At 73.2% G+C, this 20253-nt stretch carries 22 protein-coding genes; 13 read left to right on the top strand and 9 right to left on the bottom strand.

From position 1 onward, the window contains the following. Positions 1 to 99: 99 nt before the first annotated feature. Together ACYVJ0_RS01605 and ACYVJ0_RS01600 are read left to right on the top strand one after the other, a co-directional pair. Complete coding sequence (locus ACYVJ0_RS01605; RefSeq protein ID WP_460815546.1) at positions 100 to 1491, top strand: acyltransferase family protein; 1392 nt, start codon at positions 100 to 102, stop codon at positions 1489 to 1491. A gap of 51 nt (positions 1492 to 1542) precedes the next feature. Continuing rightward, complete coding sequence (locus ACYVJ0_RS01600; RefSeq protein ID WP_460815545.1) at positions 1543 to 2190, top strand: DedA family protein; 648 nt, start codon at positions 1543 to 1545, stop codon at positions 2188 to 2190. Between the two features lie 4 nt (positions 2191 to 2194). Here the strand turns inward: ACYVJ0_RS01600 and ACYVJ0_RS01595 are convergent, their stop codons facing one another. Then, positions 2195 to 3115 carry an AEC family transporter gene (locus tag ACYVJ0_RS01595; protein WP_460815543.1) on the bottom strand — a complete coding sequence of 307 codons (921 nt, stop codon included), beginning with the start codon at positions 3113 to 3115 and terminating at the stop codon, positions 2195 to 2197. Between the two features lie 107 nt (positions 3116 to 3222). Between ACYVJ0_RS01595 and ACYVJ0_RS01590 the strand changes: the two genes are divergently transcribed. The 5 genes from ACYVJ0_RS01590 to ACYVJ0_RS01570 all read left to right on the top strand — a co-directional run bounded on the left by ACYVJ0_RS01590 (position 3223) and on the right by ACYVJ0_RS01570 (position 6732). Then, the gene (locus ACYVJ0_RS01590) at positions 3223 to 3828 is read left to right on the top strand and encodes an LOG family protein (protein WP_449854956.1); all 606 of its coding nucleotides are present in this window, start codon (positions 3223 to 3225) and stop codon (positions 3826 to 3828) included. Positions 3829 to 3886: 58 nt separating this feature from the next. Further along, on the top strand, positions 3887 to 5539 hold the full coding sequence (locus tag ACYVJ0_RS01585) for an ATP-binding cassette domain-containing protein (protein ID WP_460815541.1): 1653 nt from the start codon (positions 3887 to 3889) through the stop codon (positions 5537 to 5539). A 28-nt stretch (positions 5540 to 5567) separates the two neighbouring features. Next, positions 5568 to 5834 (top strand): type II toxin-antitoxin system Phd/YefM family antitoxin, encoded by a 267-nt coding sequence (locus ACYVJ0_RS01580; RefSeq protein WP_460815540.1) that lies wholly within the window; start codon positions 5568 to 5570, stop codon positions 5832 to 5834. Beyond that, positions 5831 to 6211, top strand: coding sequence for a type II toxin-antitoxin system VapC family toxin (locus ACYVJ0_RS01575; RefSeq protein ID WP_460815538.1), 381 nt, complete (start codon positions 5831 to 5833; stop codon positions 6209 to 6211). Before ACYVJ0_RS01580 ends, ACYVJ0_RS01575 begins: the two co-directional genes overlap by 4 nt. A gap of 194 nt (positions 6212 to 6405) precedes the next feature. After that, positions 6406 to 6732 (top strand): hypothetical protein, encoded by a 327-nt coding sequence (locus ACYVJ0_RS01570; protein ID WP_460815536.1) that lies wholly within the window; start codon positions 6406 to 6408, stop codon positions 6730 to 6732. Between the two features lie 287 nt (positions 6733 to 7019). On the opposite strand, the gene ACYVJ0_RS01565 is transcribed toward ACYVJ0_RS01570, so the two are convergent. Next, positions 7020 to 7421 carry a hypothetical protein gene (locus tag ACYVJ0_RS01565; protein ID WP_460815633.1) on the bottom strand — a complete coding sequence of 134 codons (402 nt, stop codon included), beginning with the start codon at positions 7419 to 7421 and terminating at the stop codon, positions 7020 to 7022. On the opposite strand from ACYVJ0_RS01565, the gene ACYVJ0_RS01560 reads away from it, so the two are divergent. After that, entirely contained in the window at positions 7323 to 7688 is a 366-nt protein-coding gene (locus tag ACYVJ0_RS01560; RefSeq protein WP_460815534.1) for a GNAT family N-acetyltransferase, read from the top strand. The two genes, ACYVJ0_RS01565 and ACYVJ0_RS01560, sit on opposite strands and share 99 nt — an antisense overlap. A 20-nt stretch (positions 7689 to 7708) precedes the next feature. Here the strand turns inward: ACYVJ0_RS01560 and ACYVJ0_RS01555 are convergent, their stop codons facing one another. Together ACYVJ0_RS01555 and ACYVJ0_RS01550 are read right to left on the bottom strand one after the other, a co-directional pair. After that, positions 7709 to 8788 carry a DNA polymerase IV gene (locus ACYVJ0_RS01555; protein ID WP_460815533.1) on the bottom strand — a complete coding sequence of 360 codons (1080 nt, stop codon included), beginning with the start codon at positions 8786 to 8788 and terminating at the stop codon, positions 7709 to 7711. A gap of 96 nt (positions 8789 to 8884) precedes the next feature. Beyond that, positions 8885 to 9544, bottom strand: a complete 660-nt coding sequence (locus ACYVJ0_RS01550) for a transglycosylase family protein (protein ID WP_460815532.1) — start codon at positions 9542 to 9544, stop codon at positions 8885 to 8887. Positions 9545 to 9771: 227 nt separating this feature from the next. Between ACYVJ0_RS01550 and hrpB the strand changes: the two genes are divergently transcribed. Continuing rightward, the gene (gene hrpB, locus ACYVJ0_RS01545) at positions 9772 to 12318 is read left to right on the top strand and encodes an ATP-dependent helicase HrpB (protein WP_460815530.1); all 2547 of its coding nucleotides are present in this window, start codon (positions 9772 to 9774) and stop codon (positions 12316 to 12318) included. Between the two features lie 62 nt (positions 12319 to 12380). Here hrpB and ACYVJ0_RS01540 read toward each other — a convergent pair whose 3' ends face one another. The 4 genes from ACYVJ0_RS01540 to map form a co-directional block, all read right to left on the bottom strand. Then, a complete protein-coding gene (locus ACYVJ0_RS01540; protein WP_460815529.1) occupies positions 12381 to 13124 on the bottom strand; it encodes a formylglycine-generating enzyme family protein in 744 nt (247 codons plus the stop codon). A gap of 35 nt (positions 13125 to 13159) precedes the next feature. Beyond that, on the bottom strand, positions 13160 to 13573 hold the full coding sequence (locus ACYVJ0_RS01535; protein WP_449853314.1) for an iron chaperone: 414 nt from the start codon (positions 13571 to 13573) through the stop codon (positions 13160 to 13162). Between the two features lie 99 nt (positions 13574 to 13672). Next, positions 13673 to 14146, bottom strand: a complete 474-nt coding sequence (locus ACYVJ0_RS01530; RefSeq protein ID WP_449853315.1) for a hypothetical protein — start codon at positions 14144 to 14146, stop codon at positions 13673 to 13675. Between the two features lie 164 nt (positions 14147 to 14310). Continuing rightward, a complete protein-coding gene (gene map / locus ACYVJ0_RS01525; protein ID WP_449853316.1) occupies positions 14311 to 15090 on the bottom strand; it encodes a type I methionyl aminopeptidase in 780 nt (259 codons plus the stop codon). Positions 15091 to 15135: 45 nt separating this feature from the next. Here map and ACYVJ0_RS01520 point away from each other — a divergent pair, with 45 nt between their 5' ends. Both ACYVJ0_RS01520 and ACYVJ0_RS01515 read left to right on the top strand, forming a co-directional pair. Then, positions 15136 to 15402 carry a helix-turn-helix domain-containing protein gene (locus ACYVJ0_RS01520; RefSeq protein ID WP_449853451.1) on the top strand — a complete coding sequence of 89 codons (267 nt, stop codon included), beginning with the start codon at positions 15136 to 15138 and terminating at the stop codon, positions 15400 to 15402. Between the two features lie 69 nt (positions 15403 to 15471). Continuing rightward, the gene (locus ACYVJ0_RS01515; protein WP_449853317.1) at positions 15472 to 16164 is read left to right on the top strand and encodes an esterase/lipase family protein; all 693 of its coding nucleotides are present in this window, start codon (positions 15472 to 15474) and stop codon (positions 16162 to 16164) included. Positions 16165 to 16188: 24 nt separating this feature from the next. Here the strand turns inward: ACYVJ0_RS01515 and ACYVJ0_RS01510 are convergent, their stop codons facing one another. Beyond that, positions 16189 to 17673, bottom strand: a complete 1485-nt coding sequence (locus ACYVJ0_RS01510) for an HNH endonuclease signature motif containing protein (protein ID WP_460815527.1) — start codon at positions 17671 to 17673, stop codon at positions 16189 to 16191. A gap of 119 nt (positions 17674 to 17792) precedes the next feature. On the opposite strand from ACYVJ0_RS01510, the gene ACYVJ0_RS01505 reads away from it, so the two are divergent. Both ACYVJ0_RS01505 and ACYVJ0_RS01500 read left to right on the top strand, forming a co-directional pair. Beyond that, positions 17793 to 18638, top strand: a complete 846-nt coding sequence (locus ACYVJ0_RS01505; protein ID WP_449853135.1) for a DUF4440 domain-containing protein — start codon at positions 17793 to 17795, stop codon at positions 18636 to 18638. A gap of 70 nt (positions 18639 to 18708) precedes the next feature. Beyond that, complete coding sequence (locus ACYVJ0_RS01500) at positions 18709 to 20232, top strand: deoxyguanosinetriphosphate triphosphohydrolase family protein (protein WP_449853136.1); 1524 nt, start codon at positions 18709 to 18711, stop codon at positions 20230 to 20232. The last annotated feature ends 21 nt before the right edge of the window (positions 20233 to 20253 follow it).

Genomic DNA, 20253 nt, shown 5'->3' with positions numbered 1-20253 from the left:
CGTGGTGGGGGAGCGGGCCGCGCGGATTCACCCCGCGGGGTGATCCGCGGCCCGCCGACCGGTTCGTACGTTCTCCCGGTACCCATCCGAGGAGGACCGATGACCGTCGTCGCACCCGCACCCGCACCCGCATCCGCACCGCTGCGCGCCGCGGGCATCGCCGCCACCGCGCCGGACGGGCGCGACCGCAGCCTCGACCTGCTGCGCGCGGGCTGCACCGTGCTCGTCGTGCTGCTGCACGCCATGATGGTCGGCGTCACCGTCGTGGACGGCGCGCCGGTGTTCGCCAACGCCCTCGAGACCGCCTGGTTCGCGCCCGTGAGCTGGTTCGTCCAGATGATGCCGCTGTTCTTCCTCGCGGGCGGCGCGACGGGCCTCGGCGCCTGGCGCCGCGCGAGGGCCAGGGGCACGAGCGCGGGCGCGTTCGCCGCGGGGCGGGTGCAGCGGCTGATCGGCCCCGCCCTCACGGTCATGCTCGTCATGGGCGCCGGCCTGCTGGCGCTGACGATCGCCGGCGTGCCGGCCGACATCGTCGCGACCGCGGGCTTCCGCATGTCGCAGCCGCTGTGGTTCCTCGGCGTCTTCGTGCTCGTGCAGGCGCTCGTGCCCGCCATGGCCGCCCTGCACGAGCGGCGCCCGGTCTGGGGCGTCGCCGGCCCGCTCGTCGCGGTGATCGCGATCGACGTCGCGCGCCTGGCCACAGGCATCGAGGGGATCGGGTTCCTGGGGCTCGCGGCGGTGTGGCTGCTCGTGCAGCAGCTCGGCTTCCTGCTGGCCGACGGCCGACTCGAGGCGCTCTCGCGCGATGCGCGGCTGGGGATCGCGACGGGGGTGCTCGCCCTGCTCCTGCTGCTGACCACGGTCGGGCCGTACTCGCCCGACATGTACGTGAACCTGAACCCGCCCACGCTCGCGCTGGTGCTGCTCGGCACGGTGCAGCTCGCGCTGTTCTCGCTCGCCCAGCCCGCGCTGCGCCGCATCGCGCGGGTGCGCCCGATCGCCGCGATCGCCGACGCGATCGGCGAGCGGTCGATGACGATCTACCTGTGGCACATGCCCGTGCTCATCGGCCTCGCCGGCGTCGGCGTCGCGCTGAGCCTGGCGGGCGCCCTGCCGCTGCCCGAGCTCGGCTCGCCCGAATGGTGGGCGACGCGGCCGGCGTGGCTCGTCATCGCCGGCGTGGCTGTCGCGGCCGTCGTGGCGGGGGCCGGCCGGCTCCCGCACGCGAAGACGCGCCCGGTCGCCGGCGGCGCGCGCGGCGCAGTGGCCGCCGTCTTGGGCGTGGCCGCGGTCGCGGCCGTCTTCGTCCTCGGACTGAGCTGGGTCGTCGCCGGCCTCAGCGCCGCCCTGATGGCGCTCGCGCTGCGATTCGCCGCGGCACCGGGGGAGAACCCCCGCCGCGGGCGGGGCGCAGGCCTCATTACGCATCGGCCGGCCACGCCGCACGCTGGGATCATCCCCGCGGCGGACGCGGATCCGACCAGGGGCTGACGCGCGAGCGCCGTGCCCGTCCGTAGCGTCGAACGCAAGTGAAGGAGCCCCGTGGACCTCATCCTGCAAGCCCTGCTCGACACGATCGCCTCGCCATGGATCTATGCCGTGGCATTCGCGATGGCGGCGATCGACGGCTTCTTCCCGCCCATGCCGAGCGAGACGATCGTCGTCGGCGCCGCGGCCGTGGCGGCGGCGACCGGCGAGCCGAACCTCCTGCTGCTCGGGGCGAGCGCCGCTCTCGGCGCGTTCGCGGGTGACAACGCGACGTACTGGCTGGGCCGGGCGATCGGCACCGAGCGGTTCCGCTGGATGCGCGGTCCGCGCGCGCAGCGCACGATCGGCTGGGCGCGCCGGGGGCTGAGCCGCCGCGGCGCCGCGCTCATCCTCGTCGCCCGCTACATCCCGGTCGGCCGCGTCGCCGTGAACCTCACCGCGGGCGCCACGCGGTACCCCGTGCCGCGCTTCGTCGGGCTCGCGGGGCTGGCGGCGGCGAGCTGGGCCGCCTACTCCGTGGCGATCGGCGCCGTGGCGGGCAGCTGGTTCGAGGACGACCCGCTGATCGGCGCCGCCATTGGCATCGTGTTCGCGATCGTGATGGGCCTCGTCGTGGACCGCGTCCTCGAGTGGCGCCGCGCGCGGCGCGAGCGGCGCGCGGCGGCGCAGGCCGAGCCGGAGCCCGAGCTCGTCGCGTGCTGACGCGTCAGCCGAGCAGCAGGACTACCCCGAGGATGACGGGGATGCAGCCGATCGTGGTCAGGAGCACGGTGTCGCGGGCGATCGTCTCGCCCACGTCGTACCGCTGGGCGTAGTTGAAGACGTTCTGCGCGCTCGGCAGCGCCGCCATGAGCACCACGGCGAGAAGATCGTGCCCGTCCATGCCGAATGCGAAGCGCGCCAGGACCCATGCCGCGATCGGCATGAGAAGGAGCTTCATGCCGGTCGCGACGAGCACGTCCGCGCGGGTGCCTCGGGTGGTGAGCACCCTGCTGCCGTGCAGCGACATCCCGAAGCTGATGAGCAGCACGGGGATGCCGGCACCGGCGATGAGCCGCGCCGGATCCATCACCATGGGTGGCAGCTCCACGGCCGTGAACGCGACGAGCGTGCCCAGGAGTGCGCCGAGGATCATCGGGTTGCGCGCGGTCCGGCGCAGGATGAGGCGGACCTCCGTCGTGCCCGACGAGATCGCATCGAGGATCGCGAGCACCACCGGCGTGAACAGCAGCAGCTGGACGAGGATGATCGGTGCGGAGTACGCGCCGCTGCCGAGCAGGTACGTCGCGATCGGCAGGCCGATGTTGTTGCCGTTCACGTACCCGGCGCCGAGCGATCCGATCACGGTCGCACCGAGCGATCGGCGCAGCACGAACCGGGCGACGAGCGCGTAGAGCAGGAACATCGACAGCGCGGTCAGCAGCGAGACGGGCAGCAGCGACGAGAACAGGACCGCCACGTCGGACTCCGCCAGCACGACGAAGAGCAGGAAGGGGCTCAGCACGAAGAAGGTGAGCCGGCTGAGCACATACCGGCCATGCGTGCCGAGAATGCCGAGCCGCCCGACGACGTAGCCGATGAGGATCGCGAACCCGACGACGGCGTAGCCGGTGAGAACGGCCGTCATGCTGCTGCCGGCATACTGCGATCCGCTCCCGTGCTCACCCGCTCCACGATACGCGGGGGACCAGCCGCGCCCGTTCCGCACCCGTTCGGAGAACGTAGGCTGGGCGGGTGCCCCACACGCTCGAGCGCATCACCGTCTTCACCGGATCGTCACCCGGCAGGGGAGAGGCGTACCTCGCGGCGGCGCGCGCCGTCGGGACGCGGATCGCGGAGCGCGGCCTCGGCGTCGTGTACGGCGGCGGCAACGTCGGCCTCATGGGCGCGGTGGCCTCCGCGGCCCGCGACGCCGGCGGCGAGGTCATCGGCGTCATGCCGGAGGCGCTGCTGAACAAGGAGGTCGCGCATCGCGACCTCACGGAGTTCGAGGTCGTGCCCGACATGCACGCGCGCAAGATGCGGATGGCCGATCTCGCCGACGGCTTCGTCGCCCTGCCCGGCGGCATCGGCACGCTCGAGGAGTTCTTCGAGGCGTGGACGTGGCTGCAGCTGGGCATCCACGCGAAGCCGATCGCGCTGTACGACGTGGCGGGGTTCTGGCAGCCGGCGCTCGCGCTCGTCGACCGCCTCGTGGAGGAGGGCTTCGTGGCCGACGGCTTCCGCGACCGCCTCATCGTGGCGACGGATCCCGACGAGCTGATCGACCGATTCCTCGACTGGACGCCGCCGCCGCCGAAGTGGCCGGAGGCGTCGAGCCCGACCGCCGCGCTGCGCTGAGCCCGGCCGACGCGGACTCCTGCAGCGCGTGTCTGCGGCCTCCGCTACCGTTGCGACCATGACGGTCCACCCCGCCGATTCCCACGACCTCATCCGCGTGCGCGGCGCGCGCGAGAACAACCTCAAGGGCGTCGATCTCGACCTGCCCAAGCGACGCCTCACGGTGTTCACGGGCGTGTCGGGATCGGGCAAGAGCTCGCTGGCCTTCGAGACGATCGCCGCCGAGTCGCAGCGGATGATCAACGAGACCTACAGCGCGTTCGTGCAGGGCTTCATGCCGCAGCTGGCGCGCCCCGACGTCGATTCGCTCGACGGCCTCACGACCGCGATCGTCGTGGATCAGGAGCGACTGGGCGCCAACATCCGCTCCACGGTCGGCACCGCGAGCGATGCGAATGCGATGCTGCGGGTGCTGTTCAGCCGGCTGGGCGATCCGCAGATCGGCCCGCCCAACGCGTACTCGTTCAACACGCCCTCGGTGAAGGCGTCGGGCGCGATCCTCGTCGAGCGCACGGGCGGCGCGAAGCGCGAGCGGGCCGACTTCACGATGCTCGGCGGCATGTGCGCCGGCTGCGAGGGAACCGGCCGCGTCTCGGACCTCGACGTGACGCGCATCTACGACCCGTCGCTGTCGCTCGACGACGGCGCGATCCTCGTGCCGGGCTACAAGCCGGGCGGCTGGATGGTGCGGCAGTACAGCGAGTCGGGGTTCTTCCCCGGCGACGTGCCGGTGGGGGACTTCACCCCCGAGCAGCTGCACGACTTCCTCCACCGCGAGGAGACCAAGGTCAAGCTCAACGGCATCAACATCACCTATCTGGGGCTCGTGCCGCGCATCCGGCAGTCGATGCTGTCGAAGGATCGCGACGCCATGCAGCCGCACATCACGGGCGTGGCCGGCAGCGGCAAGAGTTCCCTTGTGAACGCGCAGCTCGCGGGGCGCGAGGGCGTCGTGTTCGTCGACCAGAGCGCCATCAAGGGCTCGAGCCGCAGCAACCCCGCCACGTACACCGGCCTGCTCGAGCCGATCCGCAAGGCGTTCGCGAAGGCGAACGGCGTCAAGCCGGCGCTGTTCAGCTCGAACAGCGAGGGCGCGTGCCCCACGTGCAAGGGCAACGGCGCGATCACGACGGAGTTCGGGTTCATGCAGGGCGTCACCACGCCCTGCGAGGACTGCGGCGGCCGCCGGTTCATGGCTTCGGTGCTGGAGTACACCCTGGGCGGCAAGAGCATCGCCGACGTGCTGGACCTGCCGATCGGCGAGGCCCTTGACTTCTTCTCGACCGGAGAGGCGCGGATCCCGGCGGCCGCGAAGATCCTGCAGCGGCTGAGCGACGTCGGTCTGAGTTATGTCAGCCTGGGGCAGTCGCTCTCGACGCTGTCGGGAGGGGAGCGGCAGCGGCTGAAGCTGGCCGTGCAGATGGGCGAGGGCGCGGAGGTGTACGTGCTCGACGAGCCGACGACCGGCCTGCACCTCGCCGACGTGTCCAAGATGCTCGAGATGCTGGACCGGCTCGTCGACGGCGGCACGTCGGTGATCGTGATCGAGCATCACCAGGCCGTCATGGCGCACGCCGACTGGATCATCGACATGGGCCCGGGCGCCGGCCACGACGGCGGCCGCGTCGTCTTCGAGGGCACGCCCGCCCAGCTCGTCGCCGACCGCTCGACGCTCACGGGCCAGCACCTCGCGGAGTATGTGGGCGCCTGATCGTCGCACGCGTGCTACGGTGTCGCACATGGAGACGATCAGCCATCGGGAGATGCGCAACAACAGCGCGGAGATCCTGCGGCGGGTCGAGGCGGGCGAGGAGTTCCAGGTGACCAACAACGGTCATCCCGCCGCCTACATCACGCCCGTGCGGCGATCGACCCTCGACGAGCTGGATGCGTCGGGCGGGGCGCGTCCGCCGACTCTCCCGGCCGCCGAAGTCCTGTCGATCGTGCCCGTGACGGCGGATGTCACCACGAGCGAGATCATCGAGGACGCGCGGGGCCGCTGGTGACGATCTCGTACCTCGACACCTCGGCCGCGATGAAGCTGATCGTGCAGGAGGACGGCACCGAGTTCATGCGCCGGTGGCGGCCGACGGCGCGCGCGGTTTCCTCGTGGCTGCTTCACGCGGAGCTGCACTGCGCGGCCGGGCGCAGGCCCGGCGTCGTCTCGCTGGACGCCGTGAACATCGTGCTCGGCACGACGCACCTGATCGACGTCACGCGGGGCGATCTGCTCGCGGCGGGCACGCACGCGCCGTTGCGCTCGAACGACGCCGTGCACCTGGCGACCGCGTTGCGCGTGGGCGCCGACGAGATGGTCACCTATGACGCCGAGCTCGCGCGCGCCGCGCAGTCGGCGGGCCTGCGCGTGCTCGGCATCGGCTGACAGGCGCCTCGCTCGCCGGAACGCCTCTTAGCCGATAATGCACATTATGTCAGTTCGCGTGACGAGATCCGTCGGCACATCACCTCGGCCGCTGCAGCGATCTCGCACGCGCTCGAAGCACGACGCGCTTCCCCGCCTGCGGGAATCGCGGGTCGACGAGACAGAATGAGCGCATGCGGAGCGCTGGGAGCATCTTGATCGTCACGGTGGCGACGCTGCTCGGTCTGTATGGCGCCTTGCTGCTCGGCCTCTCCGGCTTCAGCCTGGTCGGCCCGGGACCGATCGTGATCGAGTACTCCGACGCCGACGACACGGAGAGGTCTCTCGGTATCGCAATGGGCTTCGCCGCGCTGCTGACGTGGTTGGTCGCCCTCCCGCTGGGCGGAGTCGTCGGGCTCGGTGGTGATGATCGGTCGCATGCGCGGCGAGTCAGGACCTGGATCCTCCTCGGTGCGAGTGCGCTCCTCGTCCTCGCGCTCACGATTGCTGTGCTTTCCATCTCGCCGCCCGCGGTCGTGTGACGGCGCTGTCGTGCGAATGACGTCCCGCCAGCCACTATCGACACCTCCGGCCCGGCGGTGTTGCCGCGGGCTTATCGCCCCCGGCTCGGCTGCTGCGAGTTGCGGCGGGCACGCTGACGGCGTCGACGACCCGGCAGAGCAACGCGAAGAGCATGACGGCGGACAGCGCGGCGAAGCAGGCGGCTGTGGGTGCGATGCGTCAGTGCTCCACGCTGGTCGTCATCATGACGACCAGCGTCGCACTGTGATGCTCGTCCGCAACCCCTTCTCCCCCGCTGGGCGCGGCACTACGCCGTGCGGCACGCCGCGGCGTGTTCACTCACGGCCCTCGCGATGGCATCGATGAGCTCGGGCAGTGGCTCTGCGGATGTGTCTGCCTCGGCGTCGACAAGCCCGAGTCCCCCGAGCCGGTTCACAAGCGCGCGCTTCGCGTCCTCGCGAGCGCATTCGGCGGGCAGCGCGAACGCCAGCACGTCGAAGTCGCGTTCCTCGAATCCTGGGACGGTCGCCCTCACGCGACCGAGCGACGGATCCCCACTCGTCAGGTGCATGTGCGCCCGCAGCTCGGGATCGTAGCCGGTGCCGCCGACGTGAGCGACGCTGCCGTCTGCCGTGTCCATCCACACGTACAGCCACGAGCCGGTCGGCTGGATCCGGCCCCGGCGAACGGGGATGATGCGCGGCTGCATGGATCGACCACGCTCGAGGCCGAGGGTGCCACTCCCCCACGCGACCGGCAGCTGTACGCGATCTACGTGCGTGCCGCCCACCACGGCACGGGCGCCGGCCAGGCGCTGCTCGACGCGACCCTCGGTGACGCCCTCACGATGCTCTGGGTCGCGAAGGCGAACCCGCGGGCGATCGCCTTCTACACCCGAAACGGGTTCGTCTTCGACGGCGCCGAGCAGAGCGACTCTCGCACGCCGGGACTGGCCTCCCTGCGCATGATCCGCTGACCATCCCTGGCCGGCTAGCGTCACAGGCGCCCGCGCACCGGGGTGCGCTCGGCGGGGTCGCCGCCGTCGGGCATGGCCATCTCGGCGCGGACGCCGAGCAGTCGGATCTCGCGGTCCTCGAGTCGGTCGCACAGGGCGACCGCCGCCGACACCACGTTCTCCGCACGCGTCGTCGGCGCCGGCAGCTTCCGCCCGATGGTGCGGGTCTCGAAGGGCGCGTACCGCACCTTGAGGTGCACGCGGATCACCGGGCGCCCCTCCTCGGCGCAGTCGGCTGCGGCCTGCTCGGCCAGTCGGCGCACCGCCTCGCGCACCTCCCCCGGCGTGGTGAGGTTGCGCTGGTACGTCGTCTCGCGGCTGTGGCCCCGCGCGATCCAGGGTGAGTCGTCGACGACACTCGGGCCGATGCCCCGCCCGAGCTCGTGGTACCAGACGCCCATCTTGGGCCCGAACTCCGCCACGAGCTGCGGGGGGTCCGCGTCGGCGAGCTCGCGCACGGTGCCGATCCCGAGCGCCGCGAGGCGCTTCTCTACGCGCGAGCCCACGCCCCACAGCGCGCGGGTGGGCCGCTCCCCCATCACCTCGAACCAGTTCTCGGCGGTGAGGCGGAAGACGCCGCGCGGCTTGCCGAACTCCGTCGCGATCTTCGCGCGCACCTTGTTGTCGCCGATCCCGACTGTGCAGTGCAGGCGCGTGGCCTCCCACACGGCCGCCTGGGCGCTGCGGGCCACGCCCTCGGGATCGGCGGTGCGCACGCCCAGGAAGCACTCGTCCCAGCCGAGCACCTCGAGCACCACGCCCGGCAGCGCGCGCAACGCCGCCATGACCTCGTGCGAGGCGGCGTCGTACGCCTCCCGGTCGACGGGAAGGAACACGGCATCCTCGGGCGCCTTGCGTGCCGCGATCTTCAGCGGCATGCCCGATCCGATGCCGTGGACGCGGGCCTCGTACGAGGCGGTGGAGACGACGGCGCGCTCGGTGGGATCGCCCCGGCCGCCGACGATGACCGGGCGCCCGGCGAGCTCCGGGCGGCGGAGCACCTCCACTGCCGCGATGAACTGGTCCATGTCGACGTGCAGGACCCAGGCGTCGTCGCGCATGCCACGAGTGTGGCGCGTCGCCGATCGCGATGCCAGGGGCAGAGAAACGCCCCGCGGGCGCCGCCGGTGGGGCGGGCACCCACGGGGCGCGGGGCGTCAGGACGTCGGGAGGACGAGCTCCTGGCCGACGGTGATGACGTCGGGGTTGTCGATCGTGTCCTGGTTGACGGCGAAGACGCCGAGCCAGCCGCTGTCGAGCTCGTGCTCCTGCGCGATCTCGAACAGCGTGTCGCCCGCCTCGACCGTGTAGGTCTCGTCGGACGGCTCGACGTCGGGCAGCGTGTAGGCCGGCTCGGGCGCGGCCTGCTGTGCGGGCTGCTCGGCGGGCGTCGCGGCCGGAGCCTCGGCGGGCGCCGGAGCGGGCGCGGCCTGGCTCCGCTCCGCAGAGCCCGAGGCGCCGATCTGCGCCGAGCACGACGGCCACGCACCCCAGCCCTGGGTCGCGAGCACGTTCTCCGCGACGCGGATCTGCTCCTCGCGGGAGGCGTCGGCGGGGTTGCCGCTGCCGCCGTTGGCCTGCCAGGTCGACATCGAGAACTGCAGGCCGCCGTAGTAGCCGTTGCCGGTGTTGATCGACCAGTTGCCGCCGGACTCGCACTGGGCGAGGGCGTCCCACGTGGCGCCGTCGGCCGCGTTGGCGGCCGTCGGCATCAGCACGGCGCCGGCGAACGCGGCGCCCGCGACGGCGAGGCCGCCGGTGGCGACACGCGCGGCGCGCGACAGGGACGGGCGGTTGGTGTTCTTCTTCGGGTTCACGCACACCTCCGTGGCCCCGTCTTCCCGCGTCGGACGCGGGCTCCGCCCGGCCGGAGCTGACTCGAGGTCCTGGATGCGAGGGCTCTCGGGCGGATACGACGGCGGCCCTCGCGATGGGTCCGGCCACGATACGCACGGTTACGAAGAGGTAACGAACCGATCCAGCGTCTTGTCAGGGACCTGCCCCGCGATGCTCAGGTGCATCGGCGGCCTGAGAGGATGGCGCGGTGGCACCCCGCACGCACGTCTTCGACCTCGACGCGATCGGCGCGGGCCTTCCCGTGGCCGCCGCCCGCGCGGAGATCGAGGCCGCGCTCGCCGCCGGGGCCGCGGTGATCACGGCACCGCCGGGCACGGGCAAGACGACCTTCGTGCCGCCGCTCGTCGCCGATCGCGTCGCCGGCCGGGTGCTCGTGACGCAGCCGCGTCGCGTGGCCGTCCGCGCCGCGGCACGGCGGATCGCCGAACTGGACGGCACCGCGCTGGGCGGCTCGGTGGGCTTCACCGTTCGCGGCGACCGCGCGGTCTCCGACGCGACGCGCATCGAGGTGGTCACCCCCGGCGTGCTGCTGCGGCGGCTGCTCGACGACCCGGCGCTGGACGGCGTGGGCTCCGTGATCCTCGACGAGGTGCACGAGCGCTCCCTCGACGGCGACCTGCTGCTCGGCATCCTCGCGGAGGTGCGCGCCCTGCGCGACGACCTGCTGCTCGTCGCCATGTCGGCCACCGTCGACGCCGACGCGATCGGGCGACTGCTGGGCTCCGGCTCCCCCGCTCCCGTGGCGGACGTGCCGTCCGCGCTGCACCCGCTCACGGTGGAGTATGCGCCGGGCGACGCCCCGCGCCTCGGGCCGCGGGGCGTCACGCGCGAGTTCCGCGAGCACGTCGCCGCGACGGCGGTGCGCGCGCAGGCAGAGGCCGGCCACGACGCGCTCGTCTTCGTGCCCGGCGCGCGCGAGGTGGACGACGTCGTGTCGCGCATCCGGGCGCGCGCCCCCGGCGTCGAGGTGCTTCCGCTCCACGGGCGCCTCTCCCCCTCCGCGCAGGATCGGGCGGTCGGCGGGCGGCGGTCCCCGGCGGATCCGCCCCGGATCGTCGTCAGCACGTCGCTCGCCGAGAGCTCCCTCACCGTCCCCGGCGTGCGCCTCGTCGTCGACGCCGGGCTGTCGCGGGAGGTCCGACGGGACCGGGCGCGCGACATGACCGGTCTCGTCACCGTGAGCGCCTCGCGGGCGAGCGCCGATCAGCGCGCCGGCCGCGCCGCGCGCGAGGGACCGGGGCGCGTCGTGCGCGCCTACGCCGAGGCGGAGTACGCCGCCTTCCGTGCCGCGCACGATCCCGAGATCACCTCCGCCGACCTGACGGACGCGGCGCTGCTTCTCGCCGCGTGGGGCACGCCCGAAGGCCGGGGTCTGCCGCTGCTCACGGCGCCGCCGGCGGCGGCCATGACCCGCGCCCGCGAGGCACTGGCCGCGATGGATCTCGTGGACGACGACGGGCGCATTACCGCGGAGGGCGCGCGCGTCGCGCGGCTGCCGCTCGGCGCCCGGGAGGCCCGCGCCCTCCTGGGCGCCGCGCACGAGGGGATCGCGGCCCGCACGGCCGCCGAGGTCGTGGCGGCGCTGTCGGGCGACCACCGCGACCCCGGGGCCGACCTCGGCGGCCTGCTGCGTGCGCTGCGGCGCGGTTCGGCCCCCGGCGCCGAGCGCTGGCGGGCCGAGGCGCGTCGCCTCGAGCGACTCGCCGGGGCCGCGGCGGGGCCGGATGCGCCCGCCGACCCCGCCGGCGTGATCGCGGCCCTCGCGCGCCCCGAGTGGATCGCGCGCCGCGTGGGCGAGGGCTCGCGTGCGTACCTGCTGGCGAGCGGCACGCGCGCCGCACTGCCCGAGGGCAGCCCGCTGCTGGGCAGCGACTGGATCGCCGTGCACGACGTGCAGCGGGCCGAGGGGCGCGCGGCCGACGGCACGGGCGCGGTGATCCGGCTCGCGGCCGCGATCGACGAGGCAGCGGCGCTGCGGATCGCGCACGGGCTCGTGCGCACCGAGCGCCGCTCGGAGGTCGAGGGCGGCAGGCTCCGCGTGCGCGAGGAGCGCCGCGCGGGCGCGATCCTGCTCTCCTCCACGCCGGTCGTGCCCGGCCCCGGCGACGCCGCGCGGGCGTTCACCGCGGACATCCGGCGGCGCGGCCTCGCGGCGCTGAGCTGGACGGCCGACGCCTCGGCGCTGCGCGCCCGACTCGCCCTGCTCCACCGCGAACTGGGCGGTCCGTGGCCGGACGTGTCGGACGACGCGCTGCTCGACCGCCTGGGCGACTGGCTCGGCGGCGCGCTCGACGCGCTGGCCCCGGACGCACCCCTGTCGCGCGTGGACACGGCTTCGGCGCTGCGAAACCTCCTCCCCTGGCCCGAGGCCGCCCGCCTCGATGCCCTGGCGCCCGAGCGGCTCGAGGTGCCGTCGGGGTCGCGCGTGCGCATCGAGTATCCGGATCCGTCCGACCCGCAGGGCCCGCCCGTGGTGGCGGTCAAGCTGCAGGAGGTCTTCGGCCTCGCCGAGACGCCGCGACTCGTCGACGGCCGCGTGCCCGTGCTGTTCCACCTGCTCTCCCCCGCGCGGCGCCCGTTGGCCGTCACGGGAGATCTGCGCTCCTTCTGGGCGGGCCCGTACCGCGAGGTGCGCAAGGAGATGCGCGGCCGCTACCCGAAGCATCCGTGGCCCGAGGATCCGTGGACGGCGCCGGCGACCGCCCGCACGACGCGCGCCCTGCGGAAGGACTGAGGCGCCACGGCATATGCCCGAATTGGAATACTGAGCGCTCGGGATGCTTAAGAGCAGGACCCTCAGCGCCGCAACGGGGTCCAGCCGAACGGCACCGGCCCGTCCCAGAGGGCGCGCTCCTCGTCGGCCCGCGCCGACCAGCCCTGCGCCTCGCCCTCGGCGTCGAAGCCGCCGCGGGCCACGCGGACGCCGATGTCGTCCTGCTGCAGGCGCGGCGCGCCCCCGCGCCGGGTCGAGGCGCGCACGCTCCACTCCGAGTCGGCGAACCCGCCGCCGCGGAAGACGCGGTACTCGCCGTACCGCGCCGGGTCGAGCAGGTCCCAGCACCACTCCCACACGTTGCCGAGGGTGTCGAACAGCCCGTGCAGGTTCGGCAGCTTTCCGCCGACCTCCTGCGGATGCGTCACGCCGTCGCGCTCCGTCCAGGCGATATCGGCGAGCGGGCCGTAGTGCGGGCCCACCGACCCGGCGCGGCACGCGTGCTCCCACTCCGCCTCCGTCGGCAGCCGATATCCGTCGGAGTCGACGTGCCAGGTGACGTCCTCGCCCTCGAACGTGTAGGCGGGGTCGAGCCCCTCCCATTCGCTCGCGGCGTTGCAGAACGCGATGGCCCGCTGCCAGGAGACCTCCACGGCGGGGCGGCGCGGATGCTCGGCCGTGACGCCGAGCATCTCGGCGAGCTGGCCCTCGGTGACGGCGAACACGCCGATCTCGAAGGCCTCGAGCGTCACCGCGCGGCGCGCCCGGCGCCGCGCGTCGTGCAGCGTGACCGTGCCGGCCGGGATCGAGGCGAGTTCCAGGTCCACCCGAGAACCCTACTCGCGGGCCCCAGCAGGCCGGGTCAGGAGACAGCCTTGCGGATGAGCGCGGCCAGCAGATCCTCGTCGGCGGGCGTGAGCTGCGTGACGGCGAAGCTCACCGGCCACATCGTGCCCTCGTCGATCGCGGCGGCCTCGTCGAAGCCGACGGTCGCGTAGCGGGCCTTGAACTTCGCGGCGGCCTGGAAGAAGACGACCACCTTGCCCTTGCCGTTCTTCCATGCCGGCATGCCGTACCAGGTGCTCGCCGCGAGATCCGGCGCGTGCTCGGCGACGAGGTCGCGCACGCGCTCTGCGATCGTCCGATCCGCGTCCGGCATCTCCGCGATGGCCTCGGCCTGCGCCTCCGCGTCGTTCTTCTTCGGGCGGCGCCGCTCCTTCGCGGTCGCCTTGATCGCCTCCCGCTCCTCCGCGGTCAGCCCCTCGTCCTTCGCCATCGTGACTCCTCTCGTGTGGCTCGTCCCACACGCTACGCGCGGCGCCGCCCGGCCGCTTCTTGAATCCTGATCGGTCCGCGGCGCCCCGCGCTCCCGGCGTCAGGAGGAGGGCATCCGATCGGTGAGCACGATGATGCAGTTGCCGAAGTCGCGGTAGTCGTCCGGCGTCTGCGGATCGTCGTCGCCCTCCAGGCCGGCCTCGTGGAACGCGTCGTAGATGCTCTGCTCATAGGGCGTCAGCTCGTCGTCGTTGTCGCGCAGGCGCTCGCCGCTGTCGGATGTGAAGCAGAAGTGGACCGAGCCGTCCTTGCCCATCTCGTCGTAGCGGGCGCGAGTGGTGGTCAGCAGATCGCGGACGACGCCGCCCGCGACAACCTGCGGGGTCTCGAGGTTCACGTGGATCTGCTGGCAGAGCTGCTCGCAGCTGGAGCCGGAGCCGTAGACGTCGGTCACCCGGTAGTCGCGAGGCAGCTCCGCCGAGATGGCGGCCTCGAGGTCGTCGAGGTCCTGCGCGGAGAGGCGGTTGTCCAGGTCGAACAGGCCGCGGAAGCCGAGCACGGCGAGCACGACCACCAGCGCGGTGACGAAGCAGCATGGCGCTGCAGCCGATGCCCAGGCCGAGTGCCCACCCGTTGACCTTGCGGCGCGGCCGTGGCGGCGGCGGCGCGGGCGGTCGTACGGGAAATCCGTACTGCGTCACGCCTGGCTCATCTCGGTCCGTCCTCCCCTGCGGATCATCATGCCGGGTTTCGCGGGAGGGTGAGAACCTCGCATCCTTCCTCCGTGATCGCCACAGTGTGCTCGGTGTGCGCCGTGCGGGCGCCGGTGGCGCTGCGCAGGGCCCAGCCGTCGGGATCCACGACGAGTTCATCGGTGTCGGCCATCACCCACGGCTCCAGCGCGAGCATGAGGCCGGGGCGCAGCCGGTATCCGCGGCCGGGCCGACCGAGGTTGGCCACGTGGGGGTCCTGATGCATCGTCGTCCCGATGCCGTGTCCGCCGAACTCGAGGTTCACCGGATAACCCGCGTCCGTGAGCACGCCGCCGATCACGTGCGAGAGGTCGCCCACGCGCGCTCCCGGGCGCGCGACGGCGATGGCGGCGGCGAGGGCGCGCTCGGTGGTCTCGATGAGGTGCGCGCTCTCGGGATCGCGCGCCTCGCCCACGATGAAGCTGACGGCGGCGTCGGCCGCCACGCCGCGCAGCGAGACCGCGAGGTCGAGGGAGAGGAGGTCGCCGTCGGCGAGGCGGTAGTCGTGCGGGCGGCCATGCAGGACGGCGTCGTTCACCCCGGTGCAGATGTGATGGCCGAACGGTCCGCGCCCGAACGGCGGGGCGTAGTCGAGGTAGCAGGATTCTGCTCCCGCCTCGCGGATGAGCGCGGCCGTCCATCGGTCGATGTCGAGCAGGTTCACGCCCGGCGTCACGCGACGCCTGAGGGTCTGGAGGATGTCGCCGACGAGCGCGCCGGTATCGCGGGCGCGTCGCAGCTGGTCGGGGGTGAGGATCTCGATCATCCAATAACTATACCGGTCAAAGAATCCCGCTACCCTGGAGTCATGATGGTTCGCCTGCCCCTCACCCATGAGGACCTCGCGCGCGGAGAGCGCCTCGGCGCGGTGCTGCGGCGCGCCCGGGGCTCCCGTACGATCCTGGAGCTCGCGAGGGAGGCCGATGTCTCCCCCGAGACGCTGCGCAAGATCGAATCGGGCCGCGTGGCCACGCCGGCCTTCCCGACGATCGCCGCGATCGCCGACGCGCTCGACATCTCGCTCGACCAGATCTGGGCCGAGATGCGCGCGTCGGAGCCGGAGTCGCTCGCCTCCTGACCGGGCCTGGTCCTCCGCCGAGGTGTCAAGAGGTCGCGCGCTCGGCGCGCAGCGGAGAGGATGGCCACCATGCCGATCGCACCCGTGCCCGCCCTGCGCGCGGCCGGGTGGTGGGTCCGCGACTACGCATACGCCGCCGTCTGGCAGGCCCGCGCGTTCGCGAACCGCACCGATCCACGGCGGTTCCGCGCGGGAGGGCTCGCGCCGGTGCTCGTGATCCCCGGGGTGTACGAGACGTGGACGTTCCTGCAGCCGCTCATCGTCGCGCTGCATGAGCGGGGGCATCCGGTCCATGTCGTCGATCCGCTGCGGCACAATCGGCGGCCGGTCGCGACGGGCGCGCAGCTCGTGGCGGAGTACCTGGAGGCGCACGACCTGCACGACGTCGTGCTCGTCGCGCACAGCAAGGGCGGTCTGATCGGCAAGCATGTGATGGCGCTGACGCCGGCGGCCGCGCGCGTGCGCGGCATGATCGCGGTGGCCACGCCGTTCGGCGGATCGCGGTACGCCCGCCTGATGGTCTCGCCCACCCTGCGCAGCTTCTCGCCCCGCAATGCGACGATCCTCGCCCTCGCGCGCGAGACGACGGTCAACGCGAGGATCGTCTCGCTGTACGGCCGCTTCGACCCGCACATCCCGGGCGGCAGCGAGCTTCCGGGGGCGCACAACGTGATGCTCGAGACGGGCGGGCACTTCCGGATCCTGGCGCACCCGCGCGTGATCGCCGAGGTCGCCGCGATGGCCGAGCCCGCCGCCGGCTGAGGCGGGCCGCCGAACCAGGGGCGGTCACCCGGCGACCCAGTCGGCGGCAGAGTGCCTGCCTGGTGCGGCGCTGCTCTCGGGCACGGCCGTCTCGGTGAACCGCACGCCCGATGTCGGTCGGCCGGTGTAGTGGTGGCCGAGGGGGCTGGTCCATTCGAGTTCTCCCCCGACGAGATGTCGTACCTGCCAGGGTGAATGGTGTTTGAGCATGTGATGTCGCTTGCACAGGCTCTGGAGGTTGGTCACGTCGGTGGGGCCGCCCCGCGAGTGCGGGTGGATGTGGTCGGCGTCGCACCGTCGGGCGGCTTGCCGGCAACCGGGGAAGCGGCAGTGCTCGTCGCGGGCCCGGAGGAACCGCCGCTGCGCCGCAGTGGGCGTGTAGTGATCGACGGTCAGCAGCGCCCCGGTGTTCGGGTCGAGGAACAGCCGCTCCCACGCGGTGACCTCGGCCGCGAGCCGGCGGGCCGTGGCCGGATCGATCGGCTCCCCGCCCGCCGTGGGGACGCCGCTCGGGCGCCGGGCGCCGCGGTGCAACCCGGAACTCCCGCGCCGCTCGTGCCGGTGCTCGCGCATGGAGTTGCCGGCCGTCGTGCCGGGGACCGCGTCGGCGTGGATGCGGCCGTCGGTGAGGACGTGGGCGGGGATGGTGACGTGGATCGTGCCGCGTACCTGCGCGAGCACGTCCTGCCCGGTCCCGTCCTCAACGATGTGCCCGCTGGGTGCGCCGGCGAGCAGCAGGTCACACGCCAGGTCGGCGCGCAGCTCATCGATGCGGCGCTTGTCGGGCCCAGCCGCCGCACCGGCACCTTCCGCCGTCCCCGCGTCGGTACCGGCAGTCCGTCCGAACGCATCCCGCTCGGCGATCACCGTCCGCGCCATCGTGGTCAGCCGGTCGTGGATGCCCTGCACCAGCGGCACCGGTGCGGTCAGCCGCAGCTCGGCCATCCCGTCCTCCAGCGCCATCACCCGCACACCCCGCCGGGCCCGGGCCGCCTCGTGGCGCTGCGCGAGGGACTCCTCCAGGAACGCGTCGGCGATCGCCCGGCACATCGGCTTGAGCCCCGCCACCGTCGCCTCCTCCGCGACACCGAGCGCCCGCGCCTCGTACTCCCGCCGATCCGCCGCGTCCCCGATCCGCGTGCCCTCGGCCACGAGCACCGCGGCGTGACGGCCGGGCAGCCGGCCCTCCTCCACCTGCGCCAGCGTCGCCGGGAAGTCCCGCACCAGCAGCGCGGCGTCGACCATGCGGTTCTCCACGGTCCGCGGCCCCTCCCGCAGGGCCGCGGCGACCTCCGCGGCCATCGACCGCACCGGCATGTCCCACTCCGGCGGGGCACCCGCACGCTCCACCTGCCCGACCGCGATATCCAACGCCCGGCCCAGCAGGCGCGCCTCCTCGGCCTCCAACCGCGCCCGCTCCGCCCGCACCACCTGCAGGCGCGACACGATCCGGCCCGTCTCGGCGCGCTCCGACGCCGTGGGCTCCCAGAAGACCGTGTCTCTTTCCATACCCCGATTCTCCCAGCCACCCCCGACAACCATCGAAGAAATGTACGGGGTGGGGATAAGTCGCCAGCCCGCTCCACAGGTCAGCCACGCGGGACCCGCACCCGCCCTAGGGTGGCCATATGAGCGACTCCCCCTCGGTGCGACAGCTGCGACTCGTCGTCGCGGTGGACGACTTCGACGCGACCCTCCGCCTCTACCGCGACGTGCTCGGGCTGCGCGAGCAGGCGGCGTTCCACGGGGACGGCGGCGCGCGCGTCGCCATCCTCGACGCCGGTGCCGCCACCCTCGAGATCGCCAACCGGGCACAGGTGGAGATGATCGACGGCATCGAGACCGACGGTGGCACGAGCGACCGGATGCGGGTCGGGTTCGAGGTGGATGACGCCGCGGCGACGACCGACCGGTTTGTCGACGCAGGTGCGCAGCTCGAGGCCGCGCCCCGCGAGACGCCCTGGCGCTCCCTCAACTCCCGGCTGCGCACCCCCGGCGACCTTCAGGTCACGCTGTTCCAGGAGCTCGAGACCCTCGAGCAGCGCAGCGCGCGCCCGGGATTCCGAAGCGAAGCCCCGGCAGCGGGCGACGACGGGATCGCGGAGGTCATCGAGAACGAGCGGCAGCTGCAGGACCCCGCCGTGCGGCGGGACGGCGCGCGCCTCGAGTCGCTTCTCGCGGCCGACTTCACCGAGATCGGCGCATCGGGCCGCATCTGGGACCGCGCGCAGATCGTCGACCTGCTGCGCAACGAGACCGTGCGCGACGAGGCCGGCACCGACGAGGCCGGCACCGACGCGATCGAGATGCGCGAGGTCCAGGCCCGGTCGCTCGGCACGGGCCTGGTGCTCGTGACGTGGCTCTCGCAGCGCGCGGGTCGGCACGCCCGCCGCTCGTCGCTGTGGCGGCGCGACGCGGACGGCTGGCGGCTCGTGCACCACCAGGCCACACCGCTGCCCGACGCCGCCGGCTGACCGCCGACACCGGCTGCGCGCCCGACGCGGCGCGATGAGCCACCCCCGCGCGCTCTGCGACACTGTGGTGATGGCCATCACCGCTGACGCCGGCCAGGGCATCGCTCGCCCGGCCGACCCGCGCGCCGCCCGGCGCATCCCCGAACCGCTCGACGAGTTCCAGAGCGCGGAGCAGCAGCCCGAGTACCGCGTCGACGTGGAGCGCATCCGCTTCTCGCCGTACTACTCGCGCCTGTCGGCCGTGACGCAGGTGATCTCGCAGACGGGCGCCGGCCTGGCCGTGCACAACCGGCTCACGCACTCCATCAAGGTGGCGGCGGTGGCGCGCGCGATCGCGACGCACCTGTCGAGCCTGCCGGGCGACGACGGACGGATCGTCGCCGAGCTGGGCGGCTGCCATCCCGTCGTCGTGCAGGCGGCGGCCGCGGCGCACGACCTCGGGCACCCGCCGTTCGGCCACCTCGGCGAGCAGACCCTGGACCGGCTCGCGCGCGAGCGCTTCGGGCTCTGGGAGGGCTTCGAGGGCAATGCGCAGACGTTCCGCATCATCACGCGCCTCGACGAGTTCGACGAGCCCGGCGTGGGCCTGAACCTCACGGCCGCCGTGCGGGCCGCCGTGTTGAAGTACCCGTGGCGGCGGGGCGAGGGCGGCGTCCGCCGCGGCGGGTCGGGCAAGTTCTCGTACTACGCGCTCGACATCGACGAGCAGCGCGAGGCGCTGGCCGCCTATCCCCGGATCGAACAGGGCCAGCAGACCGTCGAGTGCTCGGTCATGGACATCGCCGACGACATCGCCTACTCGCTGCACGACCTCGACGACTTCTACCGCGCCGGCCTGCTCGACCAGGCGATCATCGCGGCAGAGTTCCGCACCTGGCGCGCCGAGCTCGCGCACCTGCGCGGCGCCGACCTCGCCGAGCTGCGCGCGGACGAGCGCGTGCCCGGCCGCTCGCTCGAGCTGCTGTGGCGGCGACTGGAGCAGAAGGACCCGTGGATCGCGGACCCCGACGCGTTCGAGGCGGCGGTCGCGAAGGTGTCGGAGGAGGTCGTCGACGGCCTGCTGCTGCGGCCGTTCGACGGCTCGCTCGCCGCCGAGCGCGGGCTCGCGCGCTTCACGAGCGGATGGATCGCGCACCTGCAGGCCCGCGTGCGCGTGCACCGCTCCCCCGACACCCGATCCGGTCACGTCAGCCTCGACCGCACGGCATGGCACGAGGTCGCCGTGCTGAAGTTCCTGCACCAGCGCTTCATCCTGCACCGCCCGGACTTGGCCGTGTACCAGCGCGGGCGCGCCTCGGTCCTCGAGCGCCTCGTCGACGGCTTCGCCGCGTGGCTGGACGACGCGCACGACGCCCGCCGGGCGCCGCGCCGCCTCGTCGACGTCGTCGAGCTCGCCACCGACGACTACATGCGGCTCCGCCGCGAGGAGCCCGACCTGCTCGACACCACCGACGTGACGCAGCTGCGCCGCCTCGCGGTGGGCCGCGGCATCATCGACTACGTCGCGTCACTCACCGACGCGCAGGCGAGCTCGCTCGACGCGCTGCTCGCGGGTCAGACCGAGCGCCTGTGGGAGGCCGGCCAGGGCCTCTGAGCCGGGCAGCCACGAAGCCGC

It is taken from the genome of Microbacterium petrolearium (assembly GCF_054782875.1).
Note: the sequence above shows the minus strand (reverse complement) of the source record. Positions and strands in the feature narration are given on the sequence as shown.

What these genes read in the sequence shown, in the direction of transcription:
- ACYVJ0_RS01555 (WP_460815533.1), bottom strand. Translation starts at nt 8,788, where the DNA reads ATGCGCGACGACGCCTGGGTCCTGCACGTCGACATGGACCAGTTCATC.
- ACYVJ0_RS01605 (WP_460815546.1), top strand. Translation starts at nt 100, where the DNA reads ATGACCGTCGTCGCACCCGCACCCGCACCCGCATCCGCACCGCTGCGC.
- ACYVJ0_RS01515 (WP_449853317.1), top strand. Translation starts at nt 15,472, where the DNA reads ATGCCGATCGCACCCGTGCCCGCCCTGCGCGCGGCCGGGTGGTGGGTC.
- ACYVJ0_RS01585 (WP_460815541.1), top strand. Translation starts at nt 3,887, where the DNA reads ATGACGGTCCACCCCGCCGATTCCCACGACCTCATCCGCGTGCGCGGC.
- ACYVJ0_RS01505 (WP_449853135.1), top strand. Translation starts at nt 17,793, where the DNA reads ATGAGCGACTCCCCCTCGGTGCGACAGCTGCGACTCGTCGTCGCGGTG.
- ACYVJ0_RS01565 (WP_460815633.1), bottom strand. Translation starts at nt 7,421, where the DNA reads ATGCAGCCGCGCATCATCCCCGTTCGCCGGGGCCGGATCCAGCCGACC.
- ACYVJ0_RS01510 (WP_460815527.1), bottom strand. Translation starts at nt 17,673, where the DNA reads ATGGAAAGAGACACGGTCTTCTGGGAGCCCACGGCGTCGGAGCGCGCC.
- map (WP_449853316.1), bottom strand. Translation starts at nt 15,090, where the DNA reads ATGATCGAGATCCTCACCCCCGACCAGCTGCGACGCGCCCGCGATACC.
- ACYVJ0_RS01580 (WP_460815540.1), top strand. Translation starts at nt 5,568, where the DNA reads ATGGAGACGATCAGCCATCGGGAGATGCGCAACAACAGCGCGGAGATC.
- ACYVJ0_RS01520 (WP_449853451.1), top strand. Translation starts at nt 15,136, where the DNA reads ATGGTTCGCCTGCCCCTCACCCATGAGGACCTCGCGCGCGGAGAGCGC.
- ACYVJ0_RS01500 (WP_449853136.1), top strand. Translation starts at nt 18,709, where the DNA reads ATGGCCATCACCGCTGACGCCGGCCAGGGCATCGCTCGCCCGGCCGAC.
- ACYVJ0_RS01595 (WP_460815543.1), bottom strand. Translation starts at nt 3,115, where the DNA reads ATGACGGCCGTTCTCACCGGCTACGCCGTCGTCGGGTTCGCGATCCTC.
- ACYVJ0_RS01535 (WP_449853314.1), bottom strand. Translation starts at nt 13,573, where the DNA reads ATGGCGAAGGACGAGGGGCTGACCGCGGAGGAGCGGGAGGCGATCAAG.